General features: G+C 53.6%; 14 protein-coding genes. 6 read left to right on the top strand and 8 right to left on the bottom strand.

The window, feature by feature from the left end; all coding sequences use genetic code 11:
- Both glpQ and glpT read right to left on the bottom strand, forming a co-directional pair.
- On the bottom strand, positions 1 to 1,000 hold a 1,000-nt coding region (glpQ, locus tag KQJ19_RS13395; protein WP_216403748.1), incomplete at its 3' end, for a glycerophosphodiester phosphodiesterase.
- 3 nt (positions 1,001 to 1,003) lie between these two features.
- Complete coding sequence (gene glpT, locus KQJ19_RS13390; RefSeq protein ID WP_016153802.1) at positions 1,004 to 2,362, bottom strand: glycerol-3-phosphate transporter; 1,359 nt, start codon at positions 2,360 to 2,362, stop codon at positions 1,004 to 1,006.
- Positions 2,363 to 2,632: 270 nt separating this feature from the next.
- On the opposite strand from glpT, the gene glpA reads away from it, so the two are divergent.
- From glpA to KQJ19_RS13370, 4 genes are all read left to right on the top strand, one after another.
- A complete protein-coding gene (gene glpA / locus KQJ19_RS13385; protein ID WP_016157025.1) occupies positions 2,633 to 4,261 on the top strand; it encodes an anaerobic glycerol-3-phosphate dehydrogenase subunit A in 1,629 nt (542 codons plus the stop codon).
- Complete coding sequence (gene glpB, locus KQJ19_RS13380) at positions 4,251 to 5,510, top strand: glycerol-3-phosphate dehydrogenase subunit GlpB (protein ID WP_216403747.1); 1,260 nt, start codon at positions 4,251 to 4,253, stop codon at positions 5,508 to 5,510. Before glpA ends, glpB begins: the two co-directional genes overlap by 11 nt.
- Complete coding sequence (gene glpC, locus KQJ19_RS13375) at positions 5,507 to 6,697, top strand: anaerobic glycerol-3-phosphate dehydrogenase subunit GlpC (protein WP_016153805.1); 1,191 nt, start codon at positions 5,507 to 5,509, stop codon at positions 6,695 to 6,697. The genes glpB and glpC overlap by 4 nt, the downstream gene beginning before the upstream one ends.
- Before the next feature lie 183 nt (positions 6,698 to 6,880).
- A complete protein-coding gene (locus tag KQJ19_RS13370; protein WP_016153806.1) occupies positions 6,881 to 7,795 on the top strand; it encodes an Rpn family recombination-promoting nuclease/putative transposase in 915 nt (304 codons plus the stop codon).
- A 43-nt stretch (positions 7,796 to 7,838) separates the two neighbouring features.
- Here the strand turns inward: KQJ19_RS13370 and yfaU are convergent, their stop codons facing one another.
- From yfaU to KQJ19_RS13340, 6 genes are all read right to left on the bottom strand, one after another.
- Positions 7,839 to 8,642: a 2-keto-3-deoxy-L-rhamnonate aldolase gene (gene yfaU / locus KQJ19_RS13365; RefSeq protein WP_047500913.1), complete on the bottom strand. Its 804-nt coding sequence runs from the start codon at positions 8,640 to 8,642 to the stop codon at positions 7,839 to 7,841.
- 25 nt (positions 8,643 to 8,667) lie between these two features.
- Positions 8,668 to 9,957 (bottom strand): MFS transporter, encoded by a 1,290-nt coding sequence (locus tag KQJ19_RS13360; RefSeq protein WP_047359210.1) that lies wholly within the window; start codon positions 9,955 to 9,957, stop codon positions 8,668 to 8,670.
- A gap of 56 nt (positions 9,958 to 10,013) precedes the next feature.
- A complete protein-coding gene (rhmD, locus tag KQJ19_RS13355; RefSeq protein WP_216403746.1) occupies positions 10,014 to 11,219 on the bottom strand; it encodes an L-rhamnonate dehydratase in 1,206 nt (401 codons plus the stop codon).
- A gap of 13 nt (positions 11,220 to 11,232) precedes the next feature.
- Complete coding sequence (locus KQJ19_RS13350) at positions 11,233 to 12,015, bottom strand: IclR family transcriptional regulator (protein WP_047500908.1); 783 nt, start codon at positions 12,013 to 12,015, stop codon at positions 11,233 to 11,235.
- A gap of 218 nt (positions 12,016 to 12,233) precedes the next feature.
- Positions 12,234 to 13,436: a nicotinamide mononucleotide deamidase-related protein YfaY gene (locus tag KQJ19_RS13345; RefSeq protein WP_094761629.1), complete on the bottom strand. Its 1,203-nt coding sequence runs from the start codon at positions 13,434 to 13,436 to the stop codon at positions 12,234 to 12,236.
- 79 nt (positions 13,437 to 13,515) lie between these two features.
- Entirely contained in the window at positions 13,516 to 14,058 is a 543-nt protein-coding gene (locus tag KQJ19_RS13340) for a YfaZ family outer membrane protein (RefSeq protein WP_016153812.1), read from the bottom strand.
- Positions 14,059 to 14,376: 318 nt separating this feature from the next.
- On the opposite strand from KQJ19_RS13340, the gene nudI reads away from it, so the two are divergent.
- Both nudI and arnB read left to right on the top strand, forming a co-directional pair.
- A complete protein-coding gene (nudI, locus tag KQJ19_RS13335; RefSeq protein ID WP_016153813.1) occupies positions 14,377 to 14,802 on the top strand; it encodes a nucleoside triphosphatase NudI in 426 nt (141 codons plus the stop codon).
- A gap of 290 nt (positions 14,803 to 15,092) precedes the next feature.
- Positions 15,093 to 16,232 carry a UDP-4-amino-4-deoxy-L-arabinose aminotransferase gene (arnB, locus tag KQJ19_RS13330; protein ID WP_153690740.1) on the top strand — a complete coding sequence of 380 codons (1,140 nt, stop codon included), beginning with the start codon at positions 15,093 to 15,095 and terminating at the stop codon, positions 16,230 to 16,232.

Below are 16,232 nucleotides of genomic sequence, written 5' to 3'. Positions count from 1 at the left end.
TGTTATACAGAATGTCATACAGCTGGTTTACGTCAGTGGTGTAATCCGGCAGCTGATCGGCACGAACGGTATAAGGATGCACCACCATCTTATTCTGATACGCGTCCTGTACCATACCCGTTAACGAGATATTGCCTTTCTTCGACTTCTCATCAATCAGCATGTGATAGTCCGGCCCAATGCCGTCCGCATACTGCGCAACCTGCTTCATGGCACCCGGTTTAAACATCCAGTCGTAGTTGTAATTAACCCAACTACCGTCCGGCTTTTTCTCCTGAGTTTCATTCCAGTCAGTGTACGCAATCAACTGTACCAGATTGAGATCCATCCCCATCTTCGGTTCCAGTTCATTCTTAATGCGCTTTAACTCTGCGACATCAAAACACTGTAGATAAACCTTGTCGTTCTTGTCGGTGTACCCGTACTTTTTCAGCACTTCCAGCGTTTTAGCCGCAATGTCCTTCCCTTCCTGATGATGGAACCACGGCGCTTTCATTTCCGGGTAAATGCCAATGTTTTTACCGGTTGAATGATTTAATCCCTGAACGAACTCAATCTCTTCTTCGAAAGTGTGCACACGGAAATCAGATTTACCCATCGGGAAACGCCCTGGGTAGGTCTGGACCTTTTTGCCATTTTCGATATCAAAGCCTTCGGTAAATTTCAGCGATTTAATCTCATCCAGCGTAAAGTCGATAGCGTAGTAGCGCCCATCTTTACGCGCACGATCCGGGAAACGCTCGGCAACATCGGTGACGCGGTCAAGGTAGTGGTCATGCAGGACAACCAGATGGTCGTCCTTGGTCATCACCAAATCCTGTTCCAGGTAATCAGCCCCCTGAGCATAAGCCATCGCTTTTGCTGGCAGCGTATGCTCCGGTAAATAACCGCTGGCGCCACGGTGCGCAATCACGATTTTTTCTGCGGCAACCGCCGCGCTGCTCACCACAATACCTGTCAGCATTAGCGCCACGCTGAGACTTTTCAATGTGGTTTTCATCTATTAGCCCCCGTTACGCTTCAGTGCGATCTCTTCGTGATGGCGTTTTTCGCCAATCATGACGACCACCAGCAGAATAACTGCCAGCACGCTACCGCCAATCATCACCATAAAGCCGCCGTCCCAACCGAAGAAGTCAACGGTATAGCCAACAATGGCGCTCGCCGCTACGGAACCGCCGAGATAACCAAACAGACCGGTAAAGCCAGCCGCCGTACCCGCCGCTTTTTTCGGTGCCAGTTCCAGCGCATGCAGACCAATCAACATTACCGGACCGTAGATCAGGAAGCCGATGATAATCATACAAGCCATATCCACGTTCGGGTTGCCTGCCGGGTTCATCCAGTAGACGATAGTCGCGATAGTCACCAGCGTCATAAAGAACACGCCGGTCGCACCACGGTTGCCACGGAAGACTTTATCCGACATCCAGCCGCACAGCAGCGTGCCCGGAATACCCGCATACTCATACAGGAAGTAGGCCCAGGATGATTTATCCAGCGCGAAATGTTTCACTTCTTTCAGATAGGTCGGGGACCAGTCCAGGATGCCGTAGCGCAGCAGATAAACAAACACGTTGGCGATAGCGATGTACCACAACAGTTTGTTCGGCAGTACGTATTGCATGAAGATCTGCTTCGCAGTCAGCTCTTCTTCCGCTTTCTCGTTGTAATCGTCCGGGTAGTCGTTCTTGTACTCTTCGATAGGCGGCAGGCCACAAGACTGCGGCGTATCACGCATCAGAGCAAAAGCAAACAGCGCGACGACGATCGCACCGAAAGCAGGCATGTACAGCGCCGCTTTCCAGTCATTGAACCAGGCCATACCCAGCAGGAACAACAGAGGAGGCAGACCACCGCCCACGTTGTGCGCACAGTTCCAGACGGAGACAATGCCCCCACGCTCTTTCTGCGACCACCAGTGCACCATGGTACGACCACACGGCGGCCACCCCATTCCCTGGAACCATCCGCAGAGGAACAGCAGCACAAACATAACCGCAATGCTCGAAGTCGCCCACGGCACAAAGCCCATGAACAACATGACTGCGGCGGCCAGAATCAGACCCGCTGGCAGGAAAACGCGCGGATTCGAGCGATCCGAAACGGACCCCATGATGAATTTCGAAAATCCGTAAGCAATGGAGATACCGGATAACGCAAAACCCAGATCGCCACGCGAGAAACCTTGCTCAACCAGATACGGCATCGCAAGGGCAAAGTTCTTACGTACCAGATAGTACGCGGCATAGCCAAAGAATATCCCCAGAAAGATCTGCCAACGTAATCGACGATATGTCGGGTCGATCTCCGCTGCAGGCAAACGCGCCGTGTGTGACGCTGGTTTAAAAATGCTCAACATAGTGTAGCCTCCGTGGCCGTCTTTCATTCGAAGTAAACACTGCAGTTCGTCATTACTACCCTACCGCTCCCAGTGTGGCCGCGATGTTAAGGAAAGATACATAACAAAAATGTGAAACGCTGCACATATTGTTACAGATTTATGACAAATGTTCATAAAGGCGCACGAAATCACGTTTCATTTTCGAATAATGAGCGATTATGCGCGAAATCAAACAATCCATGTTTTTTATGTGGCTAAATGATAAAAAACGAACTGTGAGGAAAAACAATGAAAATTCGCGACTCGCAAACAAGTGACGTGATTATCATTGGTGGAGGAGCAACAGGTGCAGGGATCGCACGCGATTGTGCGCTGCGCGGGTTGCGCGTCATCTTAGTGGAACGCCACGATATCGCCACAGGGGCGACCGGACGTAACCACGGTCTGCTGCACAGCGGTGCACGCTACGCCGTCACCGACGCTGAATCTGCCCGGGAGTGCATCAGCGAAAACCAAATTCTCAAACGTATCGCCCGTCATTGCGTTGAGCCGACGGACGGTCTGTTTATTACCCTGCCGGAAGATGAACTCTCCTTCCAGGCAACCTTTATTCGCGCCTGTGAAGAGGCCGGTATTCGCGCAGAAGCAATTGACCCTAAGCAGGCGCGCATTATCGAACCTTCCGTCAACCCACAGCTGATTGGCGCGGTAAAAGTGCCGGACGGCACGGTTGATCCTTTCCGCTTAACCGCCGCCAACATGCTGGATGCGCGTGAGCATGGCGCAGTAATCTTAACGGCGCATGAAGTGACGGGACTGATTCGTGAAGGGGCAACGGTTTGCGGCGTGAACGTACGCAATCATCTGACGGGTGAGATGCAGTCTCTGCATGCGCCGGTAGTCGTCAACGCCGCCGGGATCTGGGGCCAGCGCATTGCGGAATATGCCGACCTGAGCATCCGTATGTTCCCGGCCAAAGGTTCGCTGCTGATTATGGATCACCGCATTAACCAGCATGTCATCAACCGCTGTCGTAAGCCGTCTGACGCCGATATCCTGGTGCCCGGTGATACCATTTCGCTGATTGGTACCACCTCACAGCACATTGATTACGATGATATCGACAGCAACCGCGTCACCGCAGAAGAGGTCGATATATTGCTGCGTGAAGGCGAAAAACTGGCGCCGATTATGGCGAAAACGCGCATTTTACGCGCCTACTCCGGCGTGCGTCCTCTGGTAGCCAGCGACGACGATCCAAGTGGCCGTAACGTCAGTCGTGGGATTGTACTGTTCGATCACGCCCAGCGTGACGGACTGGACGGGTTTATCACCATTACCGGCGGCAAATTGATGACCTACCGCCTGATGGCAGAGTGGGCCACCGATGCCGTTTGCCGTAAGCTGGGCAATACCCAACCTTGCACAACGGCAGACACGGCGCTGCCTGGCTCACAAGAATCGACCGAGCATACGCTCAAACGCGTGATCTCGTTGCCCGCGCCACTGCGCGGCTCAGCGGTCTACCGTCACGGCGATCGCACCCCTGCGTGGCTTAGCGAAGGTCGTCAGCACCGCAGCCTGGTCTGTGAATGCGAAGCGGTCACTGCAGGTGAAGTGCAGTACGCCGTCGAGAATTTGACCGTCAACAGCCTGCTGGATTTGCGTCGCCGTACCCGTGTTGGAATGGGGACCTGCCAGGGCGAATTGTGTGCCTGCCGCGCCGCAGGTTTGCTGCAACGTTTTAATGTCACCACCGCCGCGCAATCTATCACTCAGCTTTCCGATTTCCTCAATGAACGCTGGAAAGGCGTGCAGCCTATCGCCTGGGGAGATGCGCTGCGCGAAAGCGAATTCACACGCTGGGTCTATCAGGGATTGTGCGGTCTGGAAAAGGAGCACCAGGATGAAATTTGATACCGTCATTATCGGCGGCGGCCTGGCCGGACTACTGTGCGGCCTGCAACTGCAAAAAAGCGGTTTACGCTGCACGATTGTCACTCGCGGCCAAAGCGCCCTGCATTTCTCCTCCGGCTCACTGGATTTGCTCAGCAACTTACCCGATGGCCAACCGGTGACGGATATAGAAGCAGGCCTGAATGCGCTGCGCACTCAGGCCCCCGCGCACCCGTACAGCACCATCGGAACGCACAACGTCCTGGAGCTGGCCCAGCAGGCGCAAAATCTGCTGGAAGAATGCGGAACGCATTTGCAAGGCAAGGTACATCAGTCACATCAACGCATCACCCCGCTGGGAACGCTGCGCTCAACCTGGTTAAGTTCCCCGGAAGTTCCGGTCTGGCCGCTGTCCGCGCAGCGTATCTGCGTTGTAGGTATTAGCGGTTTACTGGATTTTCAGGCACATCTCGCCGCGGCGTCGCTGCGTCAACGCAATCTCAGCGTCGAGACGGCAGAAATCGATCTGCCTGAGCTGGATGTCCTGCGTGATAACCCGACCGAGTTTCGCGCCGTCAATATTGCGCGCCTGCTGGATAACGAAGATAAATGGTCGCTGCTCTATGACGCTTTACTGCCAGTAGCAAAAACCTGCGACATGATAATTATGCCGGCCTGCTTCGGTCTGGCGGATGAACAGCTCTGGCAATGGCTTAACGAGCGCCTCCCCTGCTCGCTGACGCTGTTACCGACCCTACCGCCTTCGGTACTGGGTATGCGTTTGCATAACAAATTGCAGCGCCAGTTTGTGCGCCAGGGCGGCGTCTGGATGCCGGGTGATGAAGTGAAGAAAATCACCTGTCAGGATGGCGTAGTCAGCAAAATCTGGACCCGTAATCATGCCGATATTCCTTTGCGGCCACGTTTCGCCGTGCTCGCCAGCGGCAGCTTCTTCAGCAGCGGGCTGGTCGCCACGCGTGAGGCCATCTACGAACCTATCCTGGGGCTGGATGTACAGCAAACCGCCACGCGCGCCGAGTGGTATGAGCGTGACGTCTTCGACCCACAACCGTGGCAGCAGTTTGGCGTTACGACCGATGCCGGGCTGCGCCCGTCGCTGGCGGGACAAACGATAGAGAACATGTATGCCATCGGTTCCGTTCTCGGCGGATTCGACCCTATCGCCCAGGGTTGCGGAGGCGGCGTGTGCGCTGTTAGCGCCTTACACGCCGCACATCATATTGCGAAACGTGCAGGAGGCCAGCAATGAGCGACACACGTTTTGAAAGTTGTATCAAATGCACGGTGTGCACCACGGCCTGCCCGGTAAGTCGCGTCAATCCGAACTACCCTGGTCCTAAACAGGCCGGACCGGACGGTGAGCGTCTGCGCCTGAAAGATGGCGCGTTATATGACGATGCGCTGAAATACTGCATCAACTGTAAGCGTTGCGAAGTAGCCTGTCCGTCAGATGTGAAGATTGGCGATATCATCCAACGCGCGCGCGCCAAATACGACACTACGCGTCCGTCGCTGCGTAACTTTGTCTTAAGCCATACTGATTTGATGGGTAGCGTATCCACACCATTCGCCCCGATAGTGAATACCGCCACCTCACTCAAACCGGTGCGTCAGTTGCTGGATTACGCGCTAAAAATCGATCATCGCCGTACGCTGCCGAAGTACTCTTTCGGCACCTTCCGCCGCTGGTATCGCAGCGTTGCCGCACAGCAAGCGCAATATCAGGATCAGGTTGCCTTTTTCCACGGCTGTTTTGTGAATTACAACCATCCGCAGCTCGGCAAAGACCTGATCAAAGTGTTGAATGCGATGGGAACCGGGGTGCAACTGCTGAGCAAAGAAAAATGCTGCGGCGTACCGCTGATTGCCAACGGCTTTACCGATAAAGCGCGTAAGCAGGCGGTGAGCAACGTGGCCTCGCTCAGAGAAGCAATTGACGGTAAAGGCATTCCGGTGATCGCCACCTCATCAACCTGCACCTTTGCGCTGCGTGATGAATATCCGGAAGTGCTGGACGTCGACAACTCAGGTCTACGCGAACACATTGAACTGGCAACCCGCTGGCTGTGGCGCAAGCTGGATGAAGGCAAAACGCTGCCGTTGAAAACGCTGCCGCTGAAAGTGGTCTACCACACGCCATGCCACATGGAGAAAATGGGCTGGACGCTCTACACGCTGGAACTGCTACGACAAATTCCAGGGCTGGAGCTAACGGTGCTGGACTCGCAATGCTGCGGGATTGCCGGGACATACGGCTTTAAAAAGGAAAACTACCCGACATCGCAGTCCATTGGCGCACCGCTGTTCCGCCAGATTGAAGACAGCGGCGCTGATATCGTCGTCACCGACTGTGAAACCTGTAAATGGCAGATTGAGATGTCTACCAGTAAGCGCTGCGAACACCCCATCACCCTGCTTGCCAAAGCGTTAGGTTAATTCTGTTGCCCGGTGGCGTTGGCTACCGGGCATTTTTGCGAATGCCGTTGTACATAACTGAATACGTTGCAACCGGACGTATTTATCTCTGACTCCTCCACGCAAAGAATCAATTCCACGAATGCAACCCGCGTCATCCGTGGGTACCGTCACGCCATCTTCTTCCTCTGGTGACGGACTACCATGGCTAAATCAGCAACATCAACACCGCATGATGCGGTTTTTAAAAAGATAATTTCTTATCCTGAGATGGCTCGCGATTTTCTTGAAATTCACCTTCCCGTCGCATTACGCGAGATATGTGACCTGCAAACGCTGAAGCTGGAGCCTACCAGTTTTATCGAAAAGGATCTCCGTGCTTACTATTCCGACGTATTGTGGTCGTTAAAAACCCGCGAAGGTGAAGGCTACATCTACTGCGTTATCGAACATCAGAGTACAGCGGTACAACACATGGCATTTCGTCTGATGCGTTATGCCACTGCCGCCATGCAATATCACCTGGATGCCGGATACAGAACGCTACCTCTGGTTATCCCCATGCTTTTTTATCACGGGCAACAGAGCCCGTATCCGTGGTCGCTCAACTGGCTGGACGAATTTGATTACCCACAACTGGCGCGCAAGCTTTACTCAGAAGCATTTCCGCTAGTGGACATCACTGTGGTATCTGACGACGAGATTATGCAGCATCGGCGTATCGCTCTACTTGAACTGATGCAAAAACATATCCGCGATCGCGATTTGATGGGACTGGTGGACAGGCTGGTCGCGCTTTTAGTTACTCGTACCGTTAATGACAGCCAGTTGCAAACGCTGTTTAATTATCTGCTACAGCGCGGTGAGGCTTCTCATGTCAGCGAATTTATCCGTGAAATTGCCGGGCGCTCACCCCATAACAAGGAGAAATTGATGACGATCGCAGAGAAACTACGCCAGGAAGGCCATCACAATGGATTGCAGGAAGGCTGGCTAAAAGGAACACGAGAAGAAGCATTACGTATTGCCCGCATGATGCTGGAGCGAGGCATCGATCATGAGACAGTCCTGACCATTACCGGATTTTCTGCTGACGACGTGACAGAGCATCACCATTAGGAGCTATTTCAGGCCCGATGGCGCTACACCACCGGGCCCGATATTAATAACTACTTTTCAACGTTTGCTTACTCTGGTCTGGCTTAAACATTGCCAGCCTGCTATCCAGCGCTTCGGTATAAAGCATGGTATCCACGCCTACCGCGACAAAATTTGCTCCCCATTGCAGACATTTCTGCGCCATTGCTGGGTCAACAGCGAGGAAACCGGCTGCTTTTCCGGCTGCGCGAATACGGCGAATGCTTTGCTCAATGATCCGCTGCACCTCCGGGTGTCCGGCATTATCCGGATAGCCCAACGACGCAGAAAGATCCGCCGGGCCAATAAAGACACCGTCAATACCGTCAACGTCCAGAATGGCATCCAGATTATCCAGTGCCGCTTTGCTTTCGACCTGTACCAGCAGGCAGAGTGATTCATTAGCCTGGGCCATATAATTGTCGATACGCCCCCAGCGCGCCGCCCGTGCCACGCTGGCGCCGACACCACGCTCGCCGAGCGGTGGATAACGAGTCGCGGAAACCACCTGAAGCGCCTGCTCTGCGCTGTCGACCATCGGGACAAGCAGCGTCTGCGCGCCAATATCCAGCACCTGCTTGATCAACGCTTTACTGCCCTCCACCGGGCGAACCACAGGCTGGCTGGCATAAGGCGCAATCGCCTGCAACTGATGGTAAAGATCCTGCACCGTGTTCGGCGCGTGTTCTCCATCAATCAGCAGCCAGTCATAGCCCGACGTCGCGGCAATCTCCGCCATGTAAGAGGTGGTCGAACTAAGCCACAGGCCGACCTGGACTTCCCCTTTGCGTAATCCTTCTTTGAAGGGATTTGATAACAATGCGTTCATAACGATCCTTACAACGTAGATAAGATTAATGATGCGCAGCGCCTGCTTGTGAAACTGAACGGTTCACACTCAGCGTAAAGATGATTAGCGAGCCAATAATCGCGACGCCCGCGAGGACCAGCAGGCCCGCCGCATCGCTGGCAAACACCGTTTCGGCTTTGACGCGCAGAATGGGAGCAATAAAGCCGCCGACGGCACCAAACAGGTTGACGAAGCCGATCCCCGCCGCCAGAGCTGTCCCGGAAAGAAGTTGCGTTGGCATCGTCCAGAACACCGGCTGTACCGCAATGAAACCGACCGCCGCGACGCAGAGCGCCACAATCGCCAGTACCGGTGAAACCAGCCCGGAAAGGCCAATGCCGATTCCTGCCGCCAGCAGCGTCAGCGCGGCAACATTACGCCGGTCGCCGGTGCGATCGGAGTAGCGAGGAATAAGCCAGGTACCAAACAGCGCCGCCACCCACGGTATTGCCGCCACGACCGAAGCCGTAAAGCCCACTTTTGTCCCTAACAACGCAGCAACCTGAGTTGGCAGGAAGAAGATCAGGCCATACACCGCCACCTGGATCGTCAGATAGATAATCGCCAGTTGCCAGACACGGCCATTACGCAGCGCATCCGACAGGCGTGAAGTGACCTTTTTCTCCTCTTCACTCGCCAGTTGGCTAATAAGTAACGCCTTTTCCTCCGCGCTCAGGAAACGCGCCTGCTGCGGGGTATCATCCAGCCAGAAGAAGGTGAAAATGCCCGCACCTACCGCCAGTAAACCTTCGATAACGAACATCCAGAACCACCCTGGATGCCCCATAAAGCCGTGCATCTCCAACAGCGCACCGGAAAGCGGCGATCCCAGGGTTAACGCCAGCGGCGCCCCCATGTAGAACAGCCCCATGATGCTGGCGCGGTTACGCTGGGGGAACCACTGGGACGTCAGGTAGATCATACCGGGGAAGAAGCCCGCCTCTGCCGCCCCCAGCAGAGTACGGATAATCAGAAATTTCGATTCAGTATCCGCCCATGCCATCGCCGCAGAGAGGAATCCCCACAGCAACGTGGTGGTACCAATCCAGGTTCTGGCACCAAATTTACGCATCAACAGGTTGGCAGGAACCCCCAGAAAGGCGTAAACCACAAAGAAAATCCCCGCGCCCAACGCATAAGCTTCGTTGCTCAGACCGGTATCAATCTGATAGGTCTCTTTGGCAAAACCGATGTTCGAGCGGTCAAGAAACGCCAGCACATACAGCGCCAGCATAAAGGGAATCAAACGGGCGCGGTTTTTCTTCACCACACCATCAAGTAACGTGGTACTCATAGCAAGATCCTCAAAGAAATGAGGGCGTTGCCGTGGCATTGGCAACGCACTGGTCATTAGTGGCTATAAGGGCGCTTCAGATTGCAGTCGCGGTTAAGCTCGACGCCAAATCCTGGTTTGTCGAGCACCGACTTATGAATGCGGCCATTGACGGGTACCGGTTCGTCCAGAAGGATCGGATCAAACTGTGGACGCATCGTTGAACAATCCGGGCTGGTCATCAAAAACTCGCTGAACGGGGTATTGGTGAACGTGATCACCGCGTGGTGCGAGTAAACCGAGGAACCATGCGGCACCACCAGCTGTCCGCGCGATTTAGCAATAGCGGCAATTTCCACCAGCGTGGTTAACCCACCGCACCAGCCCACATCAGGCTGCATGATATCGATGCCGGTTTCTGAGAGTGTGCGGAAGGACTGCAGCGTCCCGTGGTGTTCACCGCTGGTGACCATCATCCCCGCCGGGGCGTTACGTTTCAGCTCGCGATAACCTTCATACTGCTGCGGCGGCAGACACTCTTCGATCCACTTCAGATTGGACGGTGCGCAGGCATGGGCCAGTTTGGTGGCATAGTTCACGTCCTGACTCATCCAGCAATCGAGCATCAACCAGAAATCCGGACCGCATTTCTCACGCATGTCGGCTACCATTGCCGCATCTTTGCGGATCCCCGCATCCCCGTCGTGCGGCCCCCAGTGGGTCGGCATTTTGCCGCCAATAAAGCCCATTTCTTTCGCCAGATCAGGGCGCGCTCCGGTCGCGTAGAATTGAATTTCGTCGCGTACCGCGCCACCCAATAGTTTGTAGACCGGTAAACCCACCGCCTTGCCAAACAGATCCCACAGCGCCAGATCCACGCACGAGATGGTGTTCATCACCAGACCGCCGGAGCCGGAGTAGTACATCGTTGCGCCCAGCATCTGGTCGTGAATGAGTTTGATATCACTGACGCATTTCCCTTCAATAAAACGATTGAGATGCTTTTCCACAATAAAGCACCCCATCTCCCCTGCCGTGGAAACAGCAAAACCGGTCTGTCCGTTTTCAGCTTCCACTTCAACAATCAGTGTTCCTAATACGTTGATGCCAAAGGACTGGCGCGATTGCTCATATTCACGATATTTGCTCATTGGCGTGGCGATATGATCGTCAATCCAGTGGTTAGCCCCCTGATCGTGATAATCGCCGCCGCCAGCGCCTTTATCCGCCGTAGCACCACCGGTAAACCAGGCACGAACGTGTTTAATTTTAGGTAGGGTCATGGTGTTCTCCTTTTTATGAAGCGAGTGAGTCGAAGGGACTTTTCCATCCCAACAGGCGTGAAATATCCCTGGCGCAGGCAATCGCTTTACCGGCCAGATAATCACGGTTCTCTTCGTTAATTTGCAGACGAGTGCCGACCACTGAAATCGCGGCGGTCAGTTCATTGTTAGCGTTAAAAACAGGCGCTGCGACGCAACGAACATCGGGATAATCTTCGCCATTATCAAAGCTCCATCCACGCTGTCGAATACGCTCCAGCTCGTCATTCAACTGCTGTGGCCTGGTGATAGTGGTCGGCGTTGCCTGTTCCCATATCAGCTGTTCAATAATGGCTTTTCGTGCGGCTGCCGGTTGCCAGGCCAGCAGGCATTTGCCGATACCCGAGCGATAGAGCGAAAGACTTTTCCCTTCGTGGGAGCGCACGCTGATAGTGGATGACGATTCCACTTTCAGAATGTAATACGCGCTTTCGTGGTCGATGATCCCGAGATGGCAAAGTAACCCTGTCTCATCCATCAGTTGTGTCAGCCGGGGACGCGCCAGTTCACGTAAATCCATCTTGCTCAGCGCATGCCCGGACAACTCAACCAGCTTGGTCCACAGGCAGTAATTTTCCTGATGATCAATGCTAATAAAGCGCTGACGCTTCAGTTCGTTAAGTAACAGGTACGCGGTGCTTTTTGGAATACCCAGCGTCTCTATGATGGTGGCGGCGCTACATGGGCCGATACGCGCAATGAGATTGAGTATTTCGATCGCCCTGGTGAGCGCGGGAACTTTGCTTGATTCCAACATACTGGACTCCAGTCTGAGATACTGGAATCAGTGTGGTAGGTTAAGGGGGTTAAAATTGTGAAGCGCATCAAATCCTCTCGTTCTTCCAGCTGGCTGGAGAAAAAACGAGCACAATTGTGAACTAACGCACGGATTTTTTTACAGAGAGTACAACAGGTTGGACTGATAACGGGAAGGCCAGAATGCCTTCCCATAACAAGCGCGTGAGAGAGTGCAAGTCAGGAAGGCAGCGTCAGGGATTCAACCACTTCTATCCAACCGTGTTCGCTGGCAATATCCTGCCCGTTGAGCCAACGGCGCAGCATATTGAGCGCCATCATTGCGCACACTTCCTGACGCACCGACAAACTATAACGATTAGCGTTCAGCCGTACGCGTAAGGCATGCGTTCCATCAGGCGTTGCCAGCGCAAAGTTAATATGTTCGTTTTCGAAAGCCGATACCGCCAGCGCCAGCCCGGCATAATGGTTGCCGCGTCGTTCGGTTATCCAGTGTGCCGTTTGCGCCAGCGTTTCTTCCTGGGGCGGAACCACTTCGCTCGCCAACAGCGGAGCATTCGCGCGCGAAAGCTGCAGCGCCACCAGACCACCGGTGAATTGTTCGCTTAGCGTCAGGCTGTATTGCCGTTCCTGCAACGTGCGGGCGATTTGCGCGGGTAAACCTTCCGTACCTTCGAAAATCATATTCTGCCCGGCAACCCGCTTAACTTCTGGCCACAGCGCCAGCATCGCTTCCCGTTGGGAATCCGGCCCGGTCAGCTTTAGTTCGATAATCGGCATTGACGAGCGGTAGCCCATTGTCACTCCCGGAGGCAATTGCAGCGGATCCAGGCTCTGCGCCAGCTCGCTTTCAGAACGACCAAAGGTGGTTAATCGCAGGCATAGCGGGGGTTGAGACAGCGAAAAACGCTCACGCAAACGCGGCAGGATCTCATGCTCAACCATGACTTTAAATTCTGATGGCACTCCTGGGGTAAAGAACATCAGGCAGCGGTTAAGCTTCAGGGCAAACCCACACGCGGTTCCTACGGGATTATTGATGAATTCCGCGCTGGCAGGTAGCTCAGCCTGTTTGCGGTTACTCGGTGCCATCACGCGTCCACGATCGCGGAAATAACGCGTCATCTCGTCGAGCCATGCTTCATGCAGCACCAGCCCTTCACCTTTTGCCGTTGCCGCCGCCAGCGCGCTCAAATCATCGCTGGTTGGTCCCAGACCGCCGTTAACGATCAGTACATCGGCATGTTCGCTACGCTCACGCAAAACGGCGACCAAATCATCAAGATTGTCACCTACCGTGTTGCGACGGGTTAGTGGTAACCCCTGATTAAAGAAAAAATCGGCCAGCCAGGCGGCATTCGTGTCGACGATTTGTCCGTGCAACACTTCATCCCCGGTGGATAGCATCTCCACGTTTAACATCGTGTTCTCCTGCTTTTATGATGAAAACACTATAACGCATGGAGGGGGGAAGGCGCGACTGAACGCCGCGCCGGAAAAATCAGAAACTCGCGTTAACCCCAACGTACGGGCCGTCAGCAATCGCGTTATCGCGGTTACCGTCTTTGCCTGCCAGGTTCAGGTAGCGATAACCGGCTTCAATGCTCAGCGGACGCATAATGGTCAGACGCGCACCTGCATTCGCTTCTTCATAGCTGTCGATACCACTGGAAAGAGAATCGGGAGAGTAATAATACTCGCCAAACAGGCGGAGGCTGTCGCCAATCGGCCACTGCAAACCGCCACCGACCGCCGCCGCGTAACCCTCGTCACCATCATTCGGGTTAGTATAAATGCCTTTCCCACCAACCGTTGCCAGCAGCGGACCGAGAGGAATATTCAGACCCAGTCCCAGCCCGGCCGCATCGCCGTCGTCATCGTTATGCATCCAGTTACCGCTGACGGCTAAACCGGTGGTCTCAGTACCCATACCGAACCCCAGGTTGGTGTAGTCTTCGCCAGCCTGGCCGCTGATGCTAATCGCGCTCGCCGACGCGGAAACAAACAGCATTCCGGCAAAACCCAACATTAAACTTTTTTTCATTTTCTATCCTTTCCAGCAAGAATCAAAACATAGCCCCAAAACCGGTGAATTGTACTGTTAGATCACGAGGAATCAATGCACTAAAAAAGCGATGCAATAACATATTGTAAGCAAATACTACTCACAAGATTTAGATAAGGTTAAATTCTTGTAGCAATTACGCTACTGAGGGCAGCAGAACGCCATTTTCAACAAACATCCTGTTTTCCCTGGCAAAGCGGCGTTATTCGTCGATGAAGCGTTTTTTCTACCGTCAGCAAAAGGTAAGATGCGTGCACGATGGAATTTTCTATACCTCCCCCTACAAGGATTCGACTTATGCGCCAAAGAACAATTGTTTGCCCATTAATTCAAAACGATGGCTGTTATTTACTGTGCAAAATGGCTGACGACCGCGGTGTGTTCCCCGGTCAGTGGGCGCTTTCTGGCGGCGGCGTTGAACCGGGTGAACGTATTGAAGAAGCTTTGCGCCGTGAAGTAAGAGAAGAGCTGGGCGAACAACTGGTGTTATCAGATATTACGCCATGGACCTTCAGTGACGATGTTCGCACCAAAACGTACGCCGATGGCAGTCAGGAAGAGATTTATATGATTTATCTCATCTTCGATTGTGTGGCGGCTAATCGTGAAGTGAAGATTAACGAAGAATTCCAGGCATTCGCCTGGGTTAAAGCGGAAGATCTCGGCTCCTACGATTTAAATATCGCCACGCGTAAAACGTTAACCTTGAAAGGGTTACTGTAAATCATCATTTTAATAACGGCATATAATTAGCATTCTTAATAGCGACATTGCGCTCATCCGTCTGCAGATAACAGCAATGTCGCCCAAACTACTCAAGAAACTACATGATCTTTTTTCATTAAGATAAATAAAAAATACGCTATTCCTCTCTCTTTCCCAAACCTTAAACTCTTAAGGATAAATTAACCTTCCGTCATTACCCTTTGAAGCCTGATGAAATAATTAACGACGCCCCTGTTTATCACTAAAAATAAAATGTCGGTGGCGTTAAATGGCTTGAAGGAATAATGATGTCTGACTTTTTGCCTTTCTCTCGCCCGGCAATGGGGGCTGAAGAACTTGCTGCTGTGAAGACGGTTCTGGACTCTGGATGGATAACCACCGGCCCGAAAAATCAACAGCTGGAAGAAGCCTTCTGCCAGCTCACGGGAAATCAACACGCCGTCGCCGTCTGCTCCGCTACGGCAGGAATGCACATCACGCTGATGGCGCTGGACATCGGTGCAGGCGATGAGATCATTACACCGTCAATGACGTGGGTTTCTACCCTCAACATGATTGTCCTGTTGGGTGCGACGCCAGTCATGATCGACGTCGACCGCGATACGCTCATGGTCACACCGGAGCAAATTGAGGCCGCCATCACCCCGCGAACCAAAGCCATTATTCCGGTACATTACGCAGGCGCCCCCGCCGACCTGGACGCGATTTATGCCATTGGCGAACGCTATGGCATTCCGATTATAGAAGATGCGGCCCACGCCGTAGGGACGTTGTATAAAGGTCGTCATGTCGGCGCGCGCGGCACGGCAATATTCTCGTTTCACGCCATCAAAAATATTACCTGCGCCGAAGGCGGGTTGATCGTTACCGACGACAGCCAGCTTGCCCAACGGCTTCGCAGCCTGAAGTTTCACGGTCTGGGCGTTGATGCCTTTGATCGACAAACCTATGGCCGGGCGCCGCAGGCCGAAGTGCTTGCGCCAGGGTACAAGTACAACCTCACGGATATCAATGCCGCCATTGCGTTGGTACAGCTAAATAAACTGGAACACCTGAACTCACGCCGGGCGCAAATTGCCCGCGAGTATCAACAGGCGCTGGCCGATACGCCATTTCAACCACTGAGTCTGCCCCAGTGGGCGCACGTTCACGCCTGGCACCTGTTCATCATCCGCGTTGACGAAGCCCGCTGCGGTCTGAGCAGAGATGCCTTAATGGAGGCGTTAAAGGCCAAAAATATCGGCACCGGTCTGCATTTTCGTGCGGCCCATACGCAAAAATATTACCGCGAACGCTTCACTACCCTTTCGCTCCCCAATACAGAATGGAATAGCGCGCGCATTTGCTCACTGCCGTTATTCCCCGATATGACCGCCGATGACACCCAGCGGGTAATTACGGCACTTCACGAGATTGCAGGACAATAA

The sequence above is a fragment of the Citrobacter sp. S46_ASV_140 genome (assembly GCF_018919545.1).
Classification (GTDB): Bacteria; Pseudomonadota; Gammaproteobacteria; order Enterobacterales; family Enterobacteriaceae; genus Citrobacter; species Citrobacter braakii.
The sequence above is the reverse complement of the archived record's forward strand: the minus strand, read 5'-3'. Positions and strand labels throughout refer to the sequence as shown.